This is a genomic window from Saccharibacillus endophyticus, from assembly GCF_013185185.1.
Lineage (GTDB): Bacteria > Bacillota > Bacilli > Paenibacillales > Paenibacillaceae > Saccharibacillus > Saccharibacillus endophyticus.
Genome location: NZ_JAAZWE010000004.1, coordinates 603,655 through 623,021, shown reverse-complemented (window position 1 = coordinate 623,021; position 19,367 = coordinate 603,655). Strand labels below are relative to the sequence as shown.

At 56.0% G+C, this 19,367-nt stretch carries 17 protein-coding genes; 16 read left to right on the top strand and 1 reads right to left on the bottom strand.

Annotation, left to right across the window (positions count from 1 at the left end; translation table 11 throughout):
- Positions 1 to 81 precede the first annotated feature (81 nt).
- The 4 genes from HRQ63_RS17340 to HRQ63_RS17325 all read left to right on the top strand — a co-directional run bounded on the left by HRQ63_RS17340 (position 82) and on the right by HRQ63_RS17325 (position 4,762).
- A complete protein-coding gene (locus HRQ63_RS17340) occupies positions 82 to 1,044 on the top strand; it encodes an ABC transporter permease (protein WP_229714242.1) in 963 nt (320 codons plus the stop codon).
- A gap of 12 nt (positions 1,045 to 1,056) precedes the next feature.
- Positions 1,057 to 1,953 (top strand): carbohydrate ABC transporter permease, encoded by an 897-nt coding sequence (locus tag HRQ63_RS17335; RefSeq protein ID WP_172246017.1) that lies wholly within the window; start codon positions 1,057 to 1,059, stop codon positions 1,951 to 1,953.
- A gap of 72 nt (positions 1,954 to 2,025) precedes the next feature.
- On the top strand, positions 2,026 to 3,666 hold the full coding sequence (locus HRQ63_RS17330; RefSeq protein ID WP_172246015.1) for a type 2 periplasmic-binding domain-containing protein: 1,641 nt from the start codon (positions 2,026 to 2,028) through the stop codon (positions 3,664 to 3,666).
- Between the two features lie 106 nt (positions 3,667 to 3,772).
- The gene (locus HRQ63_RS17325; protein WP_172246013.1) at positions 3,773 to 4,762 is read left to right on the top strand and encodes a glycoside hydrolase family 43 protein; all 990 of its coding nucleotides are present in this window, start codon (positions 3,773 to 3,775) and stop codon (positions 4,760 to 4,762) included.
- A gap of 248 nt (positions 4,763 to 5,010) precedes the next feature.
- On the opposite strand, the gene HRQ63_RS17320 is transcribed toward HRQ63_RS17325, so the two are convergent.
- Complete coding sequence (locus HRQ63_RS17320; RefSeq protein ID WP_172246012.1) at positions 5,011 to 5,682, bottom strand: NAD(P)H-dependent oxidoreductase; 672 nt, start codon at positions 5,680 to 5,682, stop codon at positions 5,011 to 5,013.
- A gap of 133 nt (positions 5,683 to 5,815) precedes the next feature.
- Here HRQ63_RS17320 and HRQ63_RS17315 point away from each other — a divergent pair, with 133 nt between their 5' ends.
- The 12 genes from HRQ63_RS17315 (at position 5,816) to HRQ63_RS17260 (ending at position 19,316) form a co-directional block, all read left to right on the top strand.
- Positions 5,816 to 6,169 carry a winged helix-turn-helix transcriptional regulator gene (locus HRQ63_RS17315; protein WP_172246010.1) on the top strand — a complete coding sequence of 118 codons (354 nt, stop codon included), beginning with the start codon at positions 5,816 to 5,818 and terminating at the stop codon, positions 6,167 to 6,169.
- Positions 6,170 to 6,184: 15 nt separating this feature from the next.
- On the top strand, positions 6,185 to 7,093 hold the full coding sequence (locus HRQ63_RS17310; protein WP_172246008.1) for a LamB/YcsF family protein: 909 nt from the start codon (positions 6,185 to 6,187) through the stop codon (positions 7,091 to 7,093).
- Positions 7,094 to 7,126: 33 nt separating this feature from the next.
- Positions 7,127 to 9,070 carry a 5-oxoprolinase subunit PxpB gene (gene pxpB / locus HRQ63_RS26295; RefSeq protein WP_308809928.1) on the top strand — a complete coding sequence of 648 codons (1,944 nt, stop codon included), beginning with the start codon at positions 7,127 to 7,129 and terminating at the stop codon, positions 9,068 to 9,070.
- A 458-nt stretch (positions 9,071 to 9,528) separates the two neighbouring features.
- Positions 9,529 to 10,266 (top strand): FadR/GntR family transcriptional regulator, encoded by a 738-nt coding sequence (locus tag HRQ63_RS17300; protein ID WP_308809927.1) that lies wholly within the window; start codon positions 9,529 to 9,531, stop codon positions 10,264 to 10,266.
- Between the two features lie 579 nt (positions 10,267 to 10,845).
- Positions 10,846 to 12,405: an ABC transporter substrate-binding protein gene (locus HRQ63_RS17295; protein WP_172246006.1), complete on the top strand. Its 1,560-nt coding sequence runs from the start codon at positions 10,846 to 10,848 to the stop codon at positions 12,403 to 12,405.
- Positions 12,406 to 12,678: 273 nt separating this feature from the next.
- Positions 12,679 to 13,596: an ABC transporter permease gene (locus tag HRQ63_RS17290; protein ID WP_172246004.1), complete on the top strand. Its 918-nt coding sequence runs from the start codon at positions 12,679 to 12,681 to the stop codon at positions 13,594 to 13,596.
- Positions 13,597 to 13,618: 22 nt separating this feature from the next.
- Complete coding sequence (locus HRQ63_RS17285) at positions 13,619 to 14,548, top strand: ABC transporter permease (protein WP_172246002.1); 930 nt, start codon at positions 13,619 to 13,621, stop codon at positions 14,546 to 14,548.
- Positions 14,549 to 14,609: 61 nt separating this feature from the next.
- Positions 14,610 to 15,578: an ABC transporter ATP-binding protein gene (locus HRQ63_RS17280; RefSeq protein WP_172246000.1), complete on the top strand. Its 969-nt coding sequence runs from the start codon at positions 14,610 to 14,612 to the stop codon at positions 15,576 to 15,578.
- 1 nt (position 15,579) lies between these two features.
- The gene (locus tag HRQ63_RS17275; RefSeq protein ID WP_280529314.1) at positions 15,580 to 16,596 is read left to right on the top strand and encodes an ABC transporter ATP-binding protein; all 1,017 of its coding nucleotides are present in this window, start codon (positions 15,580 to 15,582) and stop codon (positions 16,594 to 16,596) included.
- A 130-nt stretch (positions 16,597 to 16,726) separates the two neighbouring features.
- Complete coding sequence (locus HRQ63_RS17270; protein ID WP_172245998.1) at positions 16,727 to 17,221, top strand: hypothetical protein; 495 nt, start codon at positions 16,727 to 16,729, stop codon at positions 17,219 to 17,221.
- 140 nt (positions 17,222 to 17,361) lie between these two features.
- Positions 17,362 to 17,691, top strand: coding sequence for a hypothetical protein (locus HRQ63_RS17265; RefSeq protein ID WP_172245996.1), 330 nt, complete (start codon positions 17,362 to 17,364; stop codon positions 17,689 to 17,691).
- A gap of 110 nt (positions 17,692 to 17,801) precedes the next feature.
- Positions 17,802 to 19,316, top strand: a complete 1,515-nt coding sequence (locus HRQ63_RS17260; RefSeq protein WP_172245994.1) for a malic enzyme-like NAD(P)-binding protein — start codon at positions 17,802 to 17,804, stop codon at positions 19,314 to 19,316.
- Positions 19,317 to 19,367 lie beyond the last annotated feature (51 nt).

The following is a 19,367-nucleotide window of genomic DNA, read 5'->3' as shown; positions in this document are numbered from 1 at the left end:
GTTTACCGATCCCGAAAGCCGCGGCTATGATAGGCACATGTCCGGCGACGGATGGGAAAAAGTGAGACGGGAGGTGGCAAGGTGAAGGGAATCAGCGTAGCCAAAAGCAAAAATGAAACCGCTTTACTGAAAGAGAGTCGTTACGGTCCGCTCTATTATTTACGGCGCGATTGGCAGTTGTACACGCTTCTGATTCTTCCGCTGGTGCTGGTGTTGGTGTTCAAATATACGCCGCTCGCGGGACTGGTCCTCGCCTTTAAGGATTACAAGATCGCGAAAGGGTTCTGGGGAAGCGAATGGGTCGGCATGGAGATTTTCCAAGAACTGTTCGCCAAGCCGGACTTCGCGAGAGCGGTGCGCAACACGCTGTTATTGAACGTGCTGGATCTGCTGTTCAGCTTCACGGTGCCGATCTTCTTGGCCCTGCTGCTGCACGAAGTCAAAAACGTTCTGTTCAAGCGGGTCAATCAGACGATGCTGTATCTGCCGCACTTCTTGTCCTGGGTCATTATCGGGGCGATGGCGTACCAATTGCTCGGCGAAGGCAACGGGATGATCAACAACCTGCTCGTGACGCTGGGCGCGGAGCGAATACCGTTCCTCCAGCAGGATACCAATTGGCTCATCAGTTATCTGGCGATCGGGATCTGGCAGAGCATGGGCTGGGGCACGATCATTTACCTGGCCGCGATGAGCAGCATCAATCCGGAAATGTACGAAGCGGCAACCGTCGACGGGGCGAGCCGCTGGCGCAAAATGTGGAATATCACGCTTCCTTCGATCCGGCCGACGATCGTGACCCTGCTTATCATGAGCTTGGGCGGCGTCATGGGCGGTTCGTTCGAACGGATCTACGCGCTGCTTAACCGAGCCACGACCGAATTCACGACTACGATTCCGGTACTCGTATACCGGTGGGGCATCGAAGGCGGAGACATCAGCCGCGCGACCGCTTTGGGATTGTTCCAGGCGCTGATCGGACTGGTACTCGTACTGACGGCCGACCGGATCGCCAAAAAAATGGGCGAAGACGGCCTGCTGTAAAGGAGGAAAAACATGAAAGCCGTAAGCAACGCTCCGGTCGGCAGCAAAAAACGCTTTGATATCTGGGGATTCGTGATCCATGCGGCGCTGGTCGTCGTGTCCCTGATCTGTTTTCTGCCGTACCTGCATATCGTCGCCAAGTCGTTCAGCGAAGATGCCTACGTCATCGCGAACAAGGTTTACCTGCTGCCGCAAGGCTTCAATATCGAGGCTTACACCAAAATTTTCGCCGACGCCAGCATTTTGCGTTCCCTCTACGTATCCGTGATCGTCACCGTGCTGTTCACGATACTCGGGATGGTCGTCACGATCTGTGCGGCGTATCCGCTGTCCCGCAGACAATTGAAAGGCCGCTCGACGCTGACCTTCATTTTCCTCTTCACCATGTACTTCAGCGGCGGGATCATTCCGGAATACATGCTCATCAACAACCTGAACATGCTGGATACGATTTGGTCGCTCATACTGCCGCTATCGTTCAGCGCGTTCAACTTGTTGATCATGAAAACGACGTTTACCCACAGCGTGCCGATCAGCCTGGAGGAATCCGCGCGGATCGACGGAGCCGGTCACTTCCGAATTCTCTGGAGTATCGTGCTTCCGCTGTCCAAACCCATTTTGGCAACCCTGTCGCTTTTCTACGCGGTAGGCCGCTGGAATGCTTATCAGGACGCGTTGTTTTACATCAAGCACAATGTCGATCTGCGTCCGCTGCAATTGAAGTTGTACTACCTGATCGTTCAGGCGAGCGAAAGCTTCCAATTGGAAGCGACCCAAGTGACGCTCAGCAATCCCGAGGTCATGAAAGCCGCCGTCGTCGTGTTCGCCACGCTTCCGATCATCTGCATCTATCCGTTCGTCCAGAAGTATTTCGTTCAAGGCACGATGCTCGGCGCGGTGAAAGAGTAGTTCGGCGACTTGTCTCAACCTGATATTAAAGTGAGACAAGCTGCTATTTCAAAAAACGAAGGGGGACTAGGAATGAGTCAAAAGAAAAAAGCTTCGTTATGGGTAACCGGACTTGCGCTTGTCAGTTTGTTGGCCGGATGTACGGGCGGCGGAGGAAGCACGAATGAAGCGGGAGGTTCGGCGGCATCGGGCGATACGCCCGCGACGGCTGCGGAAGGCTTTGCGGATTACTCGAAAGGATTTCCGGAAAAAGTGCAGCTCGATATTCCCGTTTACGAGCGCGCTTTCGAAGGTTGGAACGTCACGGACAACTATTACACCCGGTGGATTCAAAAGGAATTCGGCGACAAGTATAATGTAAGCGTTAACTTCGTTCCGATTACCCGCGCCAGCGAAGTGACCGACTTCGAGCAGCTGCTGGCTTCGCGCAAAGCGCCGGACATCATTTTCCACTACGATATGCCGCAAGCGTTGGCTTATTACGGGGAAGAAGTGCTGCAGGAGCTGAATCACGAAGAGATCAAAAACTACGCGCCTACATACTGGGCGAACATGGGCGAGACGATCGAGCAGTACGGCACGATCGACGAAAAGCCGACGTTCTTCTTCGCTTCCCGTCCGAACGTGGACAACTTCACGACCATTATCCGCAAAGACTGGGTAGAGAAAGTCGGCATGAAGCTGGAAGACCTGACTTCGCTCGAAAAGTATAACGAAATGCTGGTCAAATGGAAGGAAGCGGGCCTGGGCACCACGGGCGGCAGCTTGATTCAGAATTCGTTCAACTACAACTACGCGTTCCGCGATTGGCCGTTCGACGAGAAGTACCGCGCGCTGTATTCCGATCTGTCGGTAGCGGATCTGACGACGGAAGACACGGAACGTTATCTGCGCAACCTGAACTACCAGTACAATAACGGCCTGGTCGACCGCGAGTTCTATCTGCGTTCCGACGAGCCGAAGATCAAAGCCGAGTTCGTCGCGGGCAAAACGGGCACGTTCGGCACGTATCTGACCAATAACACGGACGTCATCGACGCCACGCTCAAAAACAATCCGGATGCCGAGTTCGCGATCATGCCTCCTTACGCGGGCGTGCCGGAAGGCCGCGAGCCGCAGGGACGCGCCTACTGGCCGTTCGGCTTCATCATGGGCATCAACTATGAGTCGACCGAGATGGAACGCGCAGCGGTCTGGATGTACCTGGAGTGGATGAGCCAACCGGATAATCTGTTCTTCCTGCAAAACGGCGTCGAAGGCGAAAACTACACGCTGGACGAAGAAGGCGTTGCCGTACGCGATCCGGAATTCAAAGGCGAGTCCGTCTTGGCGCAAAACAACAACAAAGACTATTGGGCGCTCGTGACGGAAACGGCGCAGTACCCGGATCCCGAAACGACATTGGCCGCCAACAAACGCAACTGGTCGCCTCCGGGTCACGAATACCTGGCCGACGACATGATCAAATATTACGACGAAACCGAAGAATTCCGCACGCCGGATGCTTTGTATACGGTCGTGCTGGAAAACGTCAACGATTACAAAGCCGACCTGAACGTCTTGTTCCAAGAGCTGTACCTGAAGATCGTGCTTGCGCCGGAAGATCAATTCGATCAGCTGTACGAGGAAGCGAAAACGCAGTACCTCAACGCGGGCTACCAAGAGATTCTGGACGAGAAACAGGAAGCGATCGACGCGGGTCAGTATAAGTAACAATAGTTGGTGGGCATTTCTGCAAGCTGGGCGTGAAAATCGGGAGGAAGCGCGAGAAATTGCGCTCCTCCCTGTTCGTGATGAACGGGAAGAAACGGAGGGATTCATGCCAATGCCGGCGGGAACGGAAGAATTGTACGGCTACTTGTTCATTCATTTTATAGGGGAAAGCGAAGCGCGCGGCGAGCAAATCTATTTTGCGTTGAGCAAGGACGGGATGCATTGGAAGGATCTCAATCGGGAACAGCCCGCGTTGACGTCTTCGGTCGGCGAGCGCGGCGTACGCGATCCCTACTTGCTGCGCAGCGCGGACGGAGAACGCTTTTACCTGCTGGCGACGGATCTCAGCATCTACGGACGCGGAGGCTGGAGCTCGGCCGAAGCGACGCTGACCGGAAGCCGATCGCTCGTGATCTGGGAATCGGAAGACCTTGTGAACTGGTCAGAGCCGCGATTGATCGAGCTTGCGCCCGAAGAAGCAGGCTGCGCCTGGGCGCCGGAGGCTATCTATGATGAGCAGCAAGGAGACTATCTGGTTTTTTGGGCGTCAAGCCGGGATGCGCAAAACGGCGGCGAACGAGGATTGCATATTTATGGCAGCCGCACCGTCGATTTTCGAACATTTACGCCCGCCGAGCCCTATATCTCGCGCGGGGAAAATGCGAGCATCATCGATACCACGATGATTGTGGTCGGCGACCGGTATTACCGGGCTTCCGGCGACGGACAGATTACGCTCGAACGCGGCAGCCGTCTGGACGGCGAGTGGGAGAAGCTGTCCACGCTGGAATCGCTGGGGCTGAAGCTGACGGGCAAAGACGCGGAAGGGCCGCAGTTTTTCAAACTGAACGGCGAAGAGCGGTGGGTGCTGCTGGTGGATCGTTATTCGACGCAAGGCGGGTACCTGCCGATCGTCACGACGGATATCGGCGATACGACCGGAGCCGCCTGGCGAATCGCGGAGCCTGGGGAGTATGATTTCGGCGCGTTGAAAAAAAGGCACGGGTCGGTGCTGCCGATTACGCAAAGGGAGTATGAAGCGGTGGAGAAGCGCTGGGGATCGACGAGCAAGGAAACCGCGAATCGGAAAGGATAAATAGGGATCGTTAGGCAAACGGCAAGAAAAGCGGAGAATAAGGGACAGGCTCGGCTCGATTCTTTCGTTAGGACTTGTCTTCAAAACTTCCGGATCTGTTGGGAGCTTTATAAAAAAGGGATGTAACGGATCGCATGTCCGTTACATCCCCTTTTATTGCGTTTTTTGAACTTAACGGAACGCATCTTGATCCGTTAAATCCGACTGCTGTCGAACGTGTGATTTTCAGCAGCTAACGAATCGATTTTTTACTTGATCCACTGGATGACCGAATCGTATTCCCGTCTGCTTTTGACCCGACTCGGTTCATCGATTCGATAGCCGAAAGCAGCCATGACGGACGCTTGATACGATCGATCTTCAAGCAGTCCTTCCCGGTCGAGAATTTCATTCACTTTTTCGTAATTGAAGCCTTCGATCGGGCAGGAGTCGATTCCGATCTGAGCGGCCGCCGTCAGCATATTGCCGAGCGCGATATAGGTTTGCTTGCTGGCCCAGTCGAAAAGCGCACGGTCGTTTTCGAATAAATTGAGGTCGTTCTCCTGGAAATTTCGATAAGCTTGGTTCATTTGCAGAAGCGTCTCGCTCGGAACTTTTTTGGTGTCGGTCATCAGGCTTTGCACGTAATCGCTGTCGGTTCGGGCGTTGCTTTTGGCAAGAATAATAACGAAGTGGCTTGCGGTCGACAGTTGTCCTTGAGCGCCGAAGCTGACTTTTTTGAGCTTTTCCCGCAACTCCGTATTTTGAACGATCAAGAATTTCCACGGTTCATAGCCGAGGGAACTGGGAGAAAGTCGGGCCGTTTCCAAGATGAAATGAAAGTCGTCATCGCTGATCTTTTTGGAAGGATCAAATGACTTCGTGGCGTGTCGGGTATGGAAAGCTTCCAAAATCGCGTTCTTTTTTTCCGTCGTATTCATAAAGATCGACCTCGTTTTCTGTTTACTATTATCGTCGAACTATATAGTACTATAGAGATATCCAAACAGAGAAGTACGCACAATTTTGTGGGATAGTATCTATTTTGATCCTGAGAGAATGGGGTTTTGAGATATGGAAGAATGCAAAAAAGAAGTCGCGACCCCGTATACCTGTCCCGTGGCGGTTACGGTCGACGTGATCGGAGGGAAATGGAAAGGGATCGTATTGTACCACTTGATCGACGGACCTGTGCGTTTCAACGAGCTGCGAAGAATGATGCCCGAGACGACGCAGCGAATCCTGACGTTGCAGCTCCGGGAATTGGAACGGGACGGCGTGGTTCATCGGGAAATTTATCGTCAGGTTCCGCCCAAGGTGGAATATTCCCTGACCGAATTCGGGCGTACGCTGATCCCGATCATTAATCTGATGAAAAGTTGGGGGATGGAGCATGAGCGCGCGATCTTGGATCGGCGAAACCCGTGAGGAGGAGGCAGCGCAATGAATCGAGAAACCAGAGGTAGCGAGACCCAACCGCACGGCCGGCAAGGAATAACGCCTATTCCGAACGAATCTCAAGCCGGCGCGTCGAGACACGGGGATTTGGTAAAGCTTGCATCGGAATTGATCGAAGCCTCTCGCGAAAAACGCAAAGCGAGCATCGACCTGAACTGCGATCTCGGCGAGAGCTTCGGGGCGTATACGTTAGGGCGGGATGCCGAAATTTTGCCGTATGTGACATCGGCGAATATCGCTTGCGGTTTCCATGCGGGCGATCCGTCCGTCATGCAGCGAACCGTAAAGCTGGCGATGGAAGCAGGCGCGGCGATCGGCGCGCATCCGGGCCTGCCCGACTTGGCCGGGTTCGGTCGCAGAACGATCGACGTCTCGGCAAGCGAAGTCTATGCCATGACGGTATACCAGATCGGGGCGCTGGATGCTTTCGTACGCGCCGAGGGAGGAACATTGAAGCATGTTAAGCCGCATGGGGCTTTGTATAATATGGCGGCGGCTCGGGCAAATCTGGCGGAGGCGATTGCCGAAGCGGTATACCGGGTCGATCCGGCGTTGACGTTATTCGGGTTGGCGAACAGCGAACTGACCCGCGCCGCTGAGCGAATCGGCCTGCGCGCCGCGCATGAAGCATTTGCGGATCGCGGTTATTTGGCGGATGGTTCTTTGGTGCCGCGAGGGCTTCCCGGCGCATTAATTGATGATGCGGAGACGGCGGCCGCGCGCGTGGTGCGGATCGCGCTGGAAGGCCGCGTATCCACGCCGGACGGCGAAGATGCAGAGGTGCGCGCGGATACCGTCTGTTTGCACGGGGACAACGAGCATGCGTTGGCGTTCGCCCGTCAGATTGCGGAGGCTTGTCAGATTGCCGGAGTTACAGTGAAGCCTTTTGAGTAAAGTCGTCGCGCATGTTGCCGGGAGGTGAATGAAATGGAGAAAGCAAAAAGAACAGGCATGAAGACGGCGAAAGGAACGAAGGATCGGAACGAGACATTCGGCGCGCATCATTTTATCCATAGGCCATTGATCGAACCTCTTAACGAAACGGCAATTCGCGTTGTTTTCGGTACGGATATTTCGCCGGAAACCAACCATGAAGTTCGGAAGCTGGCGGATTTACTGGAGCAACGACCGATGCCGGGGATGATCGAAGCGGTTCCGTCTTTTGCGGTCTTGACGATTTTTTTCGATCCGTTGAAGGTAGCGGAGGAGTTGTCGGGCGGTCGAAGCCGCACGGTTATGCAGGACGCGACCGATTGGCTTCAATGTCTTCTAATGACGGACACTGCTGAAAAGGAGAGCCGTTCGCGGGTGATTGAAATCCCGGTGTTTTACGGCGGAGAGCACGGGCCGGATTTGAGCTTCGTTGCTCAGCATGCCGGGTTGAGCGCGGAGGAAGTGGTCGCCGTTCATACCGAGCGGGAATATCCGGTGTACATGATTGGTTTTGCGCCCGGATTTCCTTATTTGGGCGGAATGGACACGACGATCTCTGCGCCCAGACTGGAGACGCCGCGATTATCCGTTCCGGCGGGAACCGTCGGAATCGCAGGTGCTCAGACAGGCGTATATCCCGTATACACGCCCGGAGGTTGGCGGCTGATCGGGCGGACGCCGATCGCGTTGTTCCAACCGAATCAGATTCCGCCGAGCCTGCTTCGAGCGGGTGACCGAGTTCGATTTCGTTCGATTACGATGGAAGAATATAGTCGATTGGCGGGACATCGTGCAGGCAGAGTCGGTGAAGACGGCCGGAATGATCGTAAAGAAGAGACGGCGGCTCCGTCTGTCTTGGTCTTGAAACCCGGGCTGCTGACTACTTTGCAAGACCTCGGCCGTCCTGGCTACCAGCAGTACGGCATTACAGCCGGAGGCGCGATGGATGCTTATGCGCTGCGTGCCGCCAATCTGATGGCGGGCAATGCCGAGAGCGAAGCCGCGCTGGAGATTACGCTGGCGGGACCTGCGCTGCGCTTCGAGCGCGAGACGCTGATCGCGCTCGCCGGCGCTGATTTCGCGCCTTCGATCGGCGGCGTGCCGCTGCCGATGTGGCGGCCCGTCCGTGTCCGTGCCGGGGCCGTGCTGGAATTCGGCCCGGCCCGCGAAGGCTGCCGCGCGTATCTCGCGCTGGCCGGCGGCTTCGCCGTGCCCGCGGCGCTGGGCAGCCGCGGCACCGATCTTCGAGCCGGCTTGGGCGGGCTCGAAGGCCGGGCGCTGCGCGCCGGCGACGTCCTGCACGCGCGGACGTCGCAAAGCAAGGCGCGCACATCCGAGCGCGCCTTCGGCCCGCTGCGCAGCATCGCGCCAAGCGCCGACTTCGCCGCCGCGCCGTGGCACGCCGCGCACGGCTACGTCGCAGGTCGCCCGGACTGGGGCGACCTGAACTTTTCCGGCTCTGCCCAGCCGGAACGGCCGAAAGCTTCGCCGCCGGCCGACTCGGACGCTGACGTCATCGTCCGTTTTACCCGAGGCACGCATTTCGGCCTGTTCGACGCGCCGAGCCGCGAAGCGCTGCTAAACGCAGCTTTTCGCATCATGCCGCAGTCCGACCGCATGGGCTGTCGCCTGTCGGGTCCCGCTCTGCGTTTGGAGCAACCGCAGGAGCTGATTTCCGAAGCCGTGGCTCCCGGCACGGTTCAAGTTCCTCCCGACGGCAACCCGATCGTTTTGACGGCGGATCGGCAAACGACAGGCGGCTATCCGCGCATCGCGCAAATTATTTCAGCCGATCTGCGCCTGATTGCCCAACTCCGCCCCGGGCAGACGCTGACCTTTGCGGAAGTGTCTTTACAAGAAGCTCAATATTTATATATCGAACAGGAGCGGGAGTTATTGCGTCTGCGTATTTCAATGCGCTTATGGAGGAACGGATAGGCGAGCACACGGCCAACAATCATGACTCGCGCACAACCGCCATCCGCGAGTTCTCCGACTGTGTTGCATTCGCGCCCCAGGCTCATACCTTGAACTTTTTTTGGAAATGCTGAGGTTTCATCATCATTTTTAAAAATCAGTCGTTCAAAATCGTAAAAGGTATGCAAAACGTCAATAATCGAAATCTTCAAAATCATTCTCGCAAAGAAAGCTGTTTGATGCCCCCGCTTTTCTTTTCCCCGGCAGCAAGAGATAAAATCTATTGACAGACGAATGCCGTCGAATTATAGTGGAAACCATATTTACGTAATGTCGACCATTAAACTTGGTTATCTGAAATTTGAACGCCCGACACGGCGAACAAATTTTTTTGCCTGATTGAATGGTTTAAGGTCTATACCTTATATCTTTTTTGAATTAAAGTGTTGAAGAACACCCGTCGGGAAGGATGTGGAACGGTGCTGATCAAGCCTGCAATGAATCTGGAGCAGGTATCACCCAAGAAAGTCAGCGATTTTATCTTCGATCGGCTTGAGGAAGCCATCATTCTGAAGGAATTCATGAGCGATGAGCAGCTTCCGTCGGAACGCGATTTGGCGACGATCTTCAACGCCAGCCGGATCACCGTGCGCGAAGCTTTGGCCCGTCTGGAATCGCTCGGCCTGGTCGAAAAGCGCGTCGGCGCCAAAGGCGGCACTTTCGTGCTTCCGATTACGCGCAACTCGCATCTGCGCAATCGCGACGAAATGCGCCGGAATTGGGATTCGATGATCGAAGTATTCGAATATCGCATGGTCGTCGAGCCGGGAGCCGCTTATCTCGCCGCGCAGCGAATCAAAAAGGAAGAGCTTCAGCAGCTGCGCGATTACGTGACGGCGAGCATCGAACCGGACTGTACCCGCGAGGCGTTCCGCTCGATCGACGTCCGCATTCATCTGAGCGTGGCTAAAGCTTCCGGCAATGCGTACTTCGACCATGCCGTCAGACAGATCCGAACCAAGATCAATCCGGCGCTCGACCTTATGCCGTACAGCGATCGCGTCAAAGTCAACAACTACGAGGCCCACCGCGACCTGATCGCCGCCCTTGAAGCCGGCGACGCCGATCGGTCTCGAGACATCATGTACCGGCACATCGAACACTCCGCCGAAGCGATCCGCGCCCGCGTTTTCGCCGACGAAAGCTTCGAAGATTAAAAGGACGCGCAGCGCCGGACATCCGTTCTCGCCTTTGCCCGGATCTGCTTTATCCCGGGCCTGCGCATCCTTGCACCTCCCCTTTGCCGAAAAGGAGACGACATCTGCTTCTTTTCCCGCCAAAGGGATTCCTGCAACCTAATTCATACTAAATTCATCAACATACTTACACTGCTTATTTTACAAAAGTCGCGCCAACGCGTCTGCCCGGACGTCCTGCTTACGAACTTTGAAAAGCAAAGCGCCCATCCATAATTACGAAGCCAAACCCAGGCGAAGTAAGCCTTGCCCATCCACATACCCAAGAAAGCCCTATCCTTTGAGGAAGCTTGGCGCAGGGAGAAATTCAGTGAACTACAGGCTTTCGTAGAAAGCCTGCGGTAACATGCGTTGAGATGTTGGCCTTTGAGCTCGGAAAACTTCCTACTTAAATTCATTCAGTTTTCCGAGCGAAACAGCGTCTTGTGAAGCATTTCGAAGAAATGCACTTCGGAAGCATATGCTTATAATTTCTCCCTTCGCCCCGGCTTTCCCCAACGAATAGGCCTTTCCCACTCACCTTTAAGGAGGATTTCACTCATGAAAAGCGGACTTATCAAAACATTCGCAGCCTTACTCGCAGCAGCTCTGGTCGTAACCGGCTGCGGAGGCGGGGGCGCAACAACTTCCACCGATACCGGCACGACTGCCGCCGCGCCTGCGGCATCCGACGGCACGCTCACCATCGCCAACGGTACCGATATCGAAAGCTTCGATCCGCAAAACAACAACAACACGGCGAGCGAAGCGATCCTCGTCAACGTGTTCGACTATCTGCTCAAGAACGACAACGAAGGCAACAAAGTTCCGGCCCTCGCCACTTCTTGGGAGCAAACGGCAGATAACGTCTGGCAGTTCAAACTGCGCGACGACGTGAAATTCCACAACGGCGATCCGTTTACCGCAGCCGACGTGAAATACACCTTCGAACGCTTGGCAACCGACGAAGCGCTCAAGCAGCATTCGTATTTCAAAACGATCGAAGAAGTTCGCGCGGTCGACGATTACACCGCCGAGTTCGTGACGACAGGACCCGATCCGCTGCTGTTGAACCGTCTGTCGAAGATGGGCGCGGGCATCCTGCCTTCCAAGTATATTGAAGAAAACGGCATCGACGCCTTCCTGAAAAGCCCGATCGGCACAGGCGCCTACAAGTTCAAGTCGTGGGCGAAAGACGACCGCGTCGTGCTCGAAAAGAACGACGAATACTTCGACGGCGCGCCGAAATGGGACGAAGTCGTATTCCGCGTCGTTCCTGAAGCTTCGACCCGCGTCTCCGAACTTCTAACCGGCGGCGTGGACATCGTATCCGGCGTTCCGTCGACCGACATCGAGCGTATCGAACAAACCGAAAACCTGTCGGTCGAGACGACTCCGATCAAGCGCGTTCTGCAAATGATCGTGCGTCAGACGGAAGGCACGCCGACGGCCGATCCGAAAGTACGCGAAGCGATCGACCTGGCGATCGACAAGAAAGCCATCGTGGACAGCATTGCGGGCGGCAACGGCGTCTTGACCCGCACATCCGTAACGCCGGGCAACTTCGGCTCGGACGAGAGCCTGTACGAGCAATCGCTGTATGACCTGGAAAAAGCCAAAGCCCTTCTGCAAGAAGCGGGTTACGGCGACAAAGGACCCGAACTTTCGCTTTCTTCGTCCAGCCAATACAAAGAGTATGCCGAAGTCGTATCCGCGATGCTGACGGCTGCCGGATTCACGGTCAATCTCGACATTTTGGAGCCGAGCGCGTTCAGCGAAAAAATGACGTCCAAAACGTTCGGCGAGCTGTACATGATCGGCATCGGCAACTCGATGAACGACGCGTCGAACAACTATAACCGTTTCCTCGCTTCCGAAGCCGCGGGCGAGACCGACTACAACAACGCCGAAGTCGAAGACCTGCTGCAATCGGCACTCGTGAACATGGATGAAGCTTCCCGTACCGACGAGTACAAAAAAGTTCAACAGATTTTGGCTGAAGAACGCCCGGCGATCTACCTGTTCCAAATGAAAGGCGTGTACGGCGTCAACGCAAGCGTGGATTTCTCGCCGCGTCAGGACGAAATGTTCTACGCGCAAGAAATTACGCCTGCCCAGTAAAAAAACGAAGCGAAGGCGGTGGGCTTTACGAAGACCGCTTCGCTATTCCTTTCATGAGAGCAGCAAGTCTGTCCTTTGCGCTCGGCCGATGCAAAACGGCCGAATCCGCAAAGGACCCTTGACGTTTTTGCGCGTATCCATCCGTTAGGCGCGATCGGGCAGCAGATTGGTTTCCCAGGCGGCCGGCAGCTTAACCTCCGGCCGCTTGCTTGCGAATTTCGATGATGCTTTTCAGAAGACTTTTGATTCTACTTTGGCAAGGAGGGATAACCCGTGGGCAAATATCTCGTCAAATCGCTGCTGCAAATGATTCCGGTGCTGCTGCTGATCTCGCTGATCGTGTTCGTGCTCGTCCGCGTAACGGGCGACCCGGTCGCGCTGATGCTGCCGGAGTCGGCAACCGAGGCTGACCGGGCGACGCTGACGCGGGAGCTGGGATTGGATCTTCCGCTTTACCAGCAGTACGGCATCTTTTTGACCAATGCGATCCAAGGCGACTTCGGCACCTCGTTCCGTTACGGCGAATCGGCGCTGCCGTTGGTGCTGGAACGTCTTCCGGCAAGCTTTGAACTGGCGTTCGCCGCGATGGCGCTGGCTGTCGTGATCGCGATTCCGCTGGGCATCTGGTCGGCAGTCAAGCGCAATACGTTTATCGATATTTTTATCTCGGGAATCTCGGTATTGGGTAAAGCCATGCCGAACTTCTGGATGGGGATCATGCTGATCCTGCTCTTTTCCGTCATGTTGGGCTGGTTCCCGGTATCGGGGCGAGGCGGTCTTACGCACTTGATTTTGCCCGCGATCACGCTCGGCGTCAGCCTGGCGGCGCAAATGACCCGGCTGATTCGCTCCAACATGCTGGAAATCCTGAATCAGGATTATATCCGCACCGCCCGCAGCAAAGGCATTTTCGAACTGTTCGTCATCGGCAAACATGCCTTCCGCAACGGACTGATTCCGGTCGTGACGATCATGAGCCTGCAATTCACCAGCCTGATCGGCGGTACGCTGATTACCGAGACCGTATTCGCCTGGCCGGGACTGGGACAATTGCTCGTATCGGCGGTCAACACGCATGATATGGCGATCGTGCAGGCGGCGGTGTTCGTGATCGCGATCTTCGTCATTTTGATGAACATTTTGACGGATCTGGTCTACCGGCTGCTCGATCCGCGCATCAAATACAGTTAATGAGAGGAAAGGAGGAGACGCTGTGGCGATTCCTACAGAAAGCGGCGCGGGAGCGCTCCCGGTTCCGCCAAAGAAACGCAGTGAAGCGCGCGGGTTGAAAAAAGGACTCCGGCAGCTGCTCCGCAGCAAGACCGGAATGATCGGCGCGGTCATCGTATTGATCGTATGCCTGATCGCGATCTTCGCCCCGCTGCTTGCGACGCACGATCCCAACGCCGTAGCCCCGATCGATCGATTGAAGCCTCCGGCTTGGTTGGAAGGCGGCAGCAGCGATTACCTGCTCGGTACCGACAATTTGGGACGCGATATTTGGAGCCGGATCGTCTATGGTTCGCAGGTGTCGCTGATCGTCGGGATCGGAGCCGTGCTCGTGTCCGGCGCGATCGGCGCGGTACTCGGCGTAACGGCGGCATACTACGGACGCTGGGTAGACGCGATCATCATGCGGCTGGCCGACTCGCTGCTGGCGATTCCGACTATTTTGCTCATGCTGGTCGTGCTGGCGGTCGTCGGACCGGGCATGTGGACGCTTATTTTCGTTATCGGCGCCACCAACTGGGTCTCGTATGCGCGCGTCGTGCGCGGCGAGGTGCTCAGCTTGAAAGAACGCGATTTCGTCAAATCGGCCCGGATGATCGGCGCACGCAGCGGAAGGATCATTTTCCGGCATATTTTGCCTAACGTGATGTCGTCGTTTATCGTCTTGTCCGGCATGAACGTAGCGACCACGATCATCATGGAGGCGTCGCTGAGCTTCCTCGGACTCGGCATCACGACGCCGGACGTCTCGTGGGGCGGCATGCTGAGCGACGGACGCCAGTACGTAGCCACAAGCTGGTGGGTCGCGACGTTCCCGGGCATGGCGATCACGATCACCGTGCTGGGCGTTATTTTCCTCGGCGATTGGCTGCGCGACGTGCTGGACCCTCGAATGAAGCTCAAGAACGGATGAATACGCAGATCAAGAACGTTTTCCGAAAAAAAGAGTGCTCATTACAGAAGGCGGTGATGGTATGAGCTTGCTTGAAGTCAATGAATTGAAAACGTATTTCAAAACGGCCGAAGGCACGGTCCCTTCCGTCAACGGCGTCAGTTTCTCGGTCGAAGCCGGGGAAACGCTGGCGATCGTGGGCGAGTCCGGCTGCGGCAAAAGCGTGACTTCGCTATCGATCATGCAGTTGGTGTCCGACCCGGGCGAGATCGTGGGCGGCGAGGTGCGTTTCGAAGGGAAAGACCTGCTGAATCTGCCCAAAAAAGAAATGCGCAAATATAGAGGCAACGAGATTTCGATGATTTTTCAAGAGCCGATGAGTTCCCTCAATCCGGTGTTCACGATCGGCAATCAGGTGGGCGAGGTGCTGCGGCGTCATAAAGGATTAAGCCGCGGCGAAGCGAAGCAGCAGGCGATCGAGATGCTGAAAAGAGTCGGCATCCCGCGCGCGGAGCAGATTGCGAACAACTTCCCTCATCAGCTCTCCGGCGGCATGCGTCAGCGCGTCATGATCGCGATCGCGCTGGCCTGCCGGCCGAAGCTGCTGATCGCCGACGAGCCGACCACGGCGCTAGACGTGACGATCCAGGCGCAGATTTTGGACCTGATCGGCAAACTGAGCGAAGAAGAAAACACGGGCGTGATCCTGATTACGCATGACCTTGGCGTCGTCGCCGAAATGGCCGACCGCGTCGTCGTGATGTACGCGGGCGAAGTGGTCGAAGAAGCGCCGGTGTACGAGCTGTTCGAGCGTCCCGGCCATCCGTACACGATCGGCCTGATGGGCTCTCTTCCGAAGATGAGCGAGCAGCGCGACCGTCTGGACTCGATCCCCGGAGCGGTACCGAATCTGCTGGATATGCCTTCGGGCTGTCCGTTCCATCCGCGTTGTCCGTTTGCGATCGAAGCCTGCAAGCAGACCAAGCCCGCGCTTGAGGAACAACAACCGGGCCATTACGTGCGCTGTCTGCGTGCCGGGGAGGTGGGATAAGATGAGCGAATCGAAAATGAACGCTGCCGCTCCGCTGCTGCAAGTGCGCGGTCTCAAAAAGCATTTTCCCGTGGCAAAAGGCTGGTTCTCCCGCAAAAACGAATACGTTCGCGCCGTAGACGGCCTGGATTTCGACGTGATGCCGGGCGAGACGCTGGGCATCGTGGGCGAATCCGGCTGCGGCAAATCGACGGCGGGACAGATGATCGTCCAACTGCTGGAACCGACCGAGGGCAAGATTGTTTTTGACGGGACGGATCTGGCTTCGCTCAGCGGCGAACAGGTTCGGCGGGCGCGCCGGAATCTCCAGCTGGTGTTCCAAGACCCGTACTCGTCGCTGAATCCGCGGATGACCGTTTACGATCTGGTCGCCGAACCGCTGATCGTGCACGGATTGGCTTCGGGCAAAGCGCTCAAAACCGAAGTGATGAGCCTGCTCGAAGCGGTCGGTCTCGGCCCTCAGCACGCGGACCGTTATCCGCACGAATTCAGCGGCGGACAACGTCAGCGGATCGGAATTGCCCGGGCGCTGGCGCTCAAGCCGAAGATGATCGTCTGTGACGAGCCGGTCTCCGCGCTCGACGTATCGATCCAGGCACAGGTGCTGAACCTGCTCAAAGACTTGCAGGAGCAGTTCGATCTCACGTATATCTTCATCGCGCACGGTCTGCCGTCGGTCAAGCATATCAGCGACCGGATCGCGGTGATGTATCTGGGCAAGATCGTGGAGATCGGCTCGCGCGAAGAGTTATTCGCGTCGCCGAAGCATCCGTATACGGAAGCGCTGCTCGATGCCGTTCCGGTCCCGGATCCGCGCCTGCGCCGCAAACGCGAACCGCTGCCCGGCGAACTGCCGAGCCCGGTCAACCCGCCGTCCGGCTGCGCGTTTCACCCGCGTTGTCCGTATGCGCAGGATATCTGCAAGCAGCAGACGCCGGTATTGGAGCCGAAAGCGGACGGTCAATCGGCGGCATGTCATTTTCCGAGGAATATGGATGAAGCGGGCGTGACGATTTGATCGAATAACAGTGCAGGGCTTCCGGTTTTCGATTGCAGAGCCTGGCTCGATCCAGTACCTGATCTTATGATCGGTCACGGTACAAGACAAGTGGTCGGAGCCGCATCTTTTTTCAAAAGGAGAGATCAAGATGAGCGAGAGTCTTAAAGGTCAACATGCCGGAGAGGCGTCCGCTGACGAACGCATCCGCTTGTCGATTCCCGTCGGCATGCTGCTGGAAAACTGCCGCAGCGGCGGTTTTTCGGACGACGAGATCGCGGAGATGCTGAACGCCCGCGATTACTCGAAGCTGCCGGAGCGCGTGCGCGAGCCGGAGATGGAATTCGCCGAACGCTTCGCGACGGCGGAGGAGATGGGCGAAGATTGGGAACGTGCGCTGTACGAAGGCTATACGTTCAAGTTCCTGCATGTCGGCGCGCTGCGACGTCTGCTGCATTTCCGGCACGGGCTGGCCGTAGAGCGGGATTACGTGCAGGACGAGCTGGATCTGCGCGGCGTGCCGTTAACGGAAGAAGAAGCGGAGGAGCTTCAAGCGACGATCGTGCGGCAATGGGCGGTAGAGCCGGAGCAGGGCGAAGGCGCGAAGCCGGGGACGTATCGGGTCGGGTTGAAGTTTCGGGGTTGATATATAAATGATGAGAGCAAACAGGTGCTGTTTTGATGGCATCCGTTTGCTTTTTTTGTTTTTAAATTTAAATATTCATAGTTCAAAAGGTAAAACCAGAATATGACGATTTTCATAATTCTAAGCAATCCGAGTATACAATGATCGGAAGTCAAGATTTTAAAGAAGTATTAGTTAGGACGGATAAATACGCAGGTTATGCTCAACTGTATTTTAATCCGGATAAGGGGTACCGAACACTTCATCTTGAAGTTGCAGTTTTGGATGAAGAGACGAGGGTTTCAACCTTTACTGTTTTCAACGATGATACTGACGAGCAATTAAATTCATATCGGGTTTCGAGTAATGATAGGGTTCAATCTTTTGATACTAATGTAGCAGGAGTTAAAAAAATAAGAGTTGAGTCTTACTATGAAAATTTGAACCGTGCAAAAGCCGAAGTTATTCTTCCAACATCTTACTTCAAGTAAAAAAGCTACTTAGTTATTAAGATAATAAGCATAAGCGGCTACCTCTTAGGTAGTCGCTTTGTTAGTTTTCCTATACGTTTCATTGGTTGCTGCACGGGATTCATAATAGAATGGTAGACGGAGAGATCGAGACGGGATTATGCGGCAGAGCCTTATTGGCCGAGCCGATGCTGAACAAAGGCGTGGCGTTTACGCCGGAGGAACGCAAAGAGCTCGGATTGGAGGGCTTGCTGCCGCCGGGCGTATTGACCATCGAGGAACAGGTGCAGCGGGTATACGAACAGTTTTTGAAGCAGCCTGACGATTTACATAAAAATATCGCGCTCAGCGATTTGATGCACCGGAATACAGTTCTTTTTTACCGACTGTTGACCGAGCATCCGAGCGAGATGCTGCCGATCGTGTACACGCCGACGGTCGGACGCGCGATTCAGGAATACAGCCGCGCGTACCATAAGCCGGGCGGGATTTATCTGTCTATCGATAATATCGGCGGAATTGAGCAGGCGTTCCGCAATCTCGGCTTAGAGCCGGGAGACATCGACCTGATCGTCGCGACCGACTCGGAAAGCATTCTCGGTATCGGGGACTGGGGCGTCGGCGGGATCAATATCGCGATCGGAAAGCTTGCCGTATATACGGCTGCGGCCGGAATCGACCCGAGCCGGGTGCTGGCGGTCGTGCTGGATGCCGGAACGAACAACGGCGAGCTGCTGGCCGATCCGCTGTATATGGGCTGCCGACATGAACGGGTGCGCGGCAGGTATCGGCAATGCGGATCGGCGATGGAGCTAGCGGGATTGAGCGAGCAGGAGGCGCGCGGCCGCTTTTGGGCGTACGATTACCGGGGATTGTTGACCGAAGAAACGGAAGGCGTGTTAGAGTTCCAGCGGCCTTATTTGCGAACAACGGCGGAATGCGCGGACTGGGAACGAGAAGGTGTTGGGAAAAAGGAAAAAGAAAGCGGCACGGCCAGCGTCGATATCGGCGTTGGCGAATCGAGCGCAGCCGGGGAATCGGCCGTCGGCCGCATTCCGCTGCTTGAAGTGGTCCGACGCGTCAAACCGACGATCCTGATCGGTACGTCCGGCGTTGCCGGAGCGTTTACCGAGGAGATCGTACGGGAGATGGCGAGCCATGTAGAGCGTCCGGTCATCATGCCGATGTCCAACCCGACGCAGCTTGCGGAAGCCGTTCCGGCGGATCTGCTGAACTGGACGGAAGGACGCGCGCTGATCGCGACGGGAAGTCCGTTCGAGCCTGTGGTCCATAACGGAGTCATGGTCGAGATCGGCCAATCCAATAACGCGTTGGTATTCCCGGGCCTGGAATTGGGGGCGATCGTGACCCGCTCGGCACGGATCACGGAGCGGATGTTTGCGGCAGCAGCAGATGCTGTTGCCGGCTTGGCCGACTTATCGCGTCCCGGAGCAGCATTGCTGCCGGGAGTCCGCGATCTGCGCCGCGTTTCGCAAGAAGTCGCGATCGCGGTCGCGGAAGCGGCAATGGAAGACGGCGCGGCGCGCTTCTATCCGGAAGACGTCCGCGCGGCGGTACGCGACGCGATGTGGGATTGTACGTATAAGCCGATTCGATTGGATGCGCGCGAGGGAGCTTTGATTTAAGCACTCACTATTTAGAATCTGCTTTCCTAAGTCGCTGCAAAGATCAGTTTC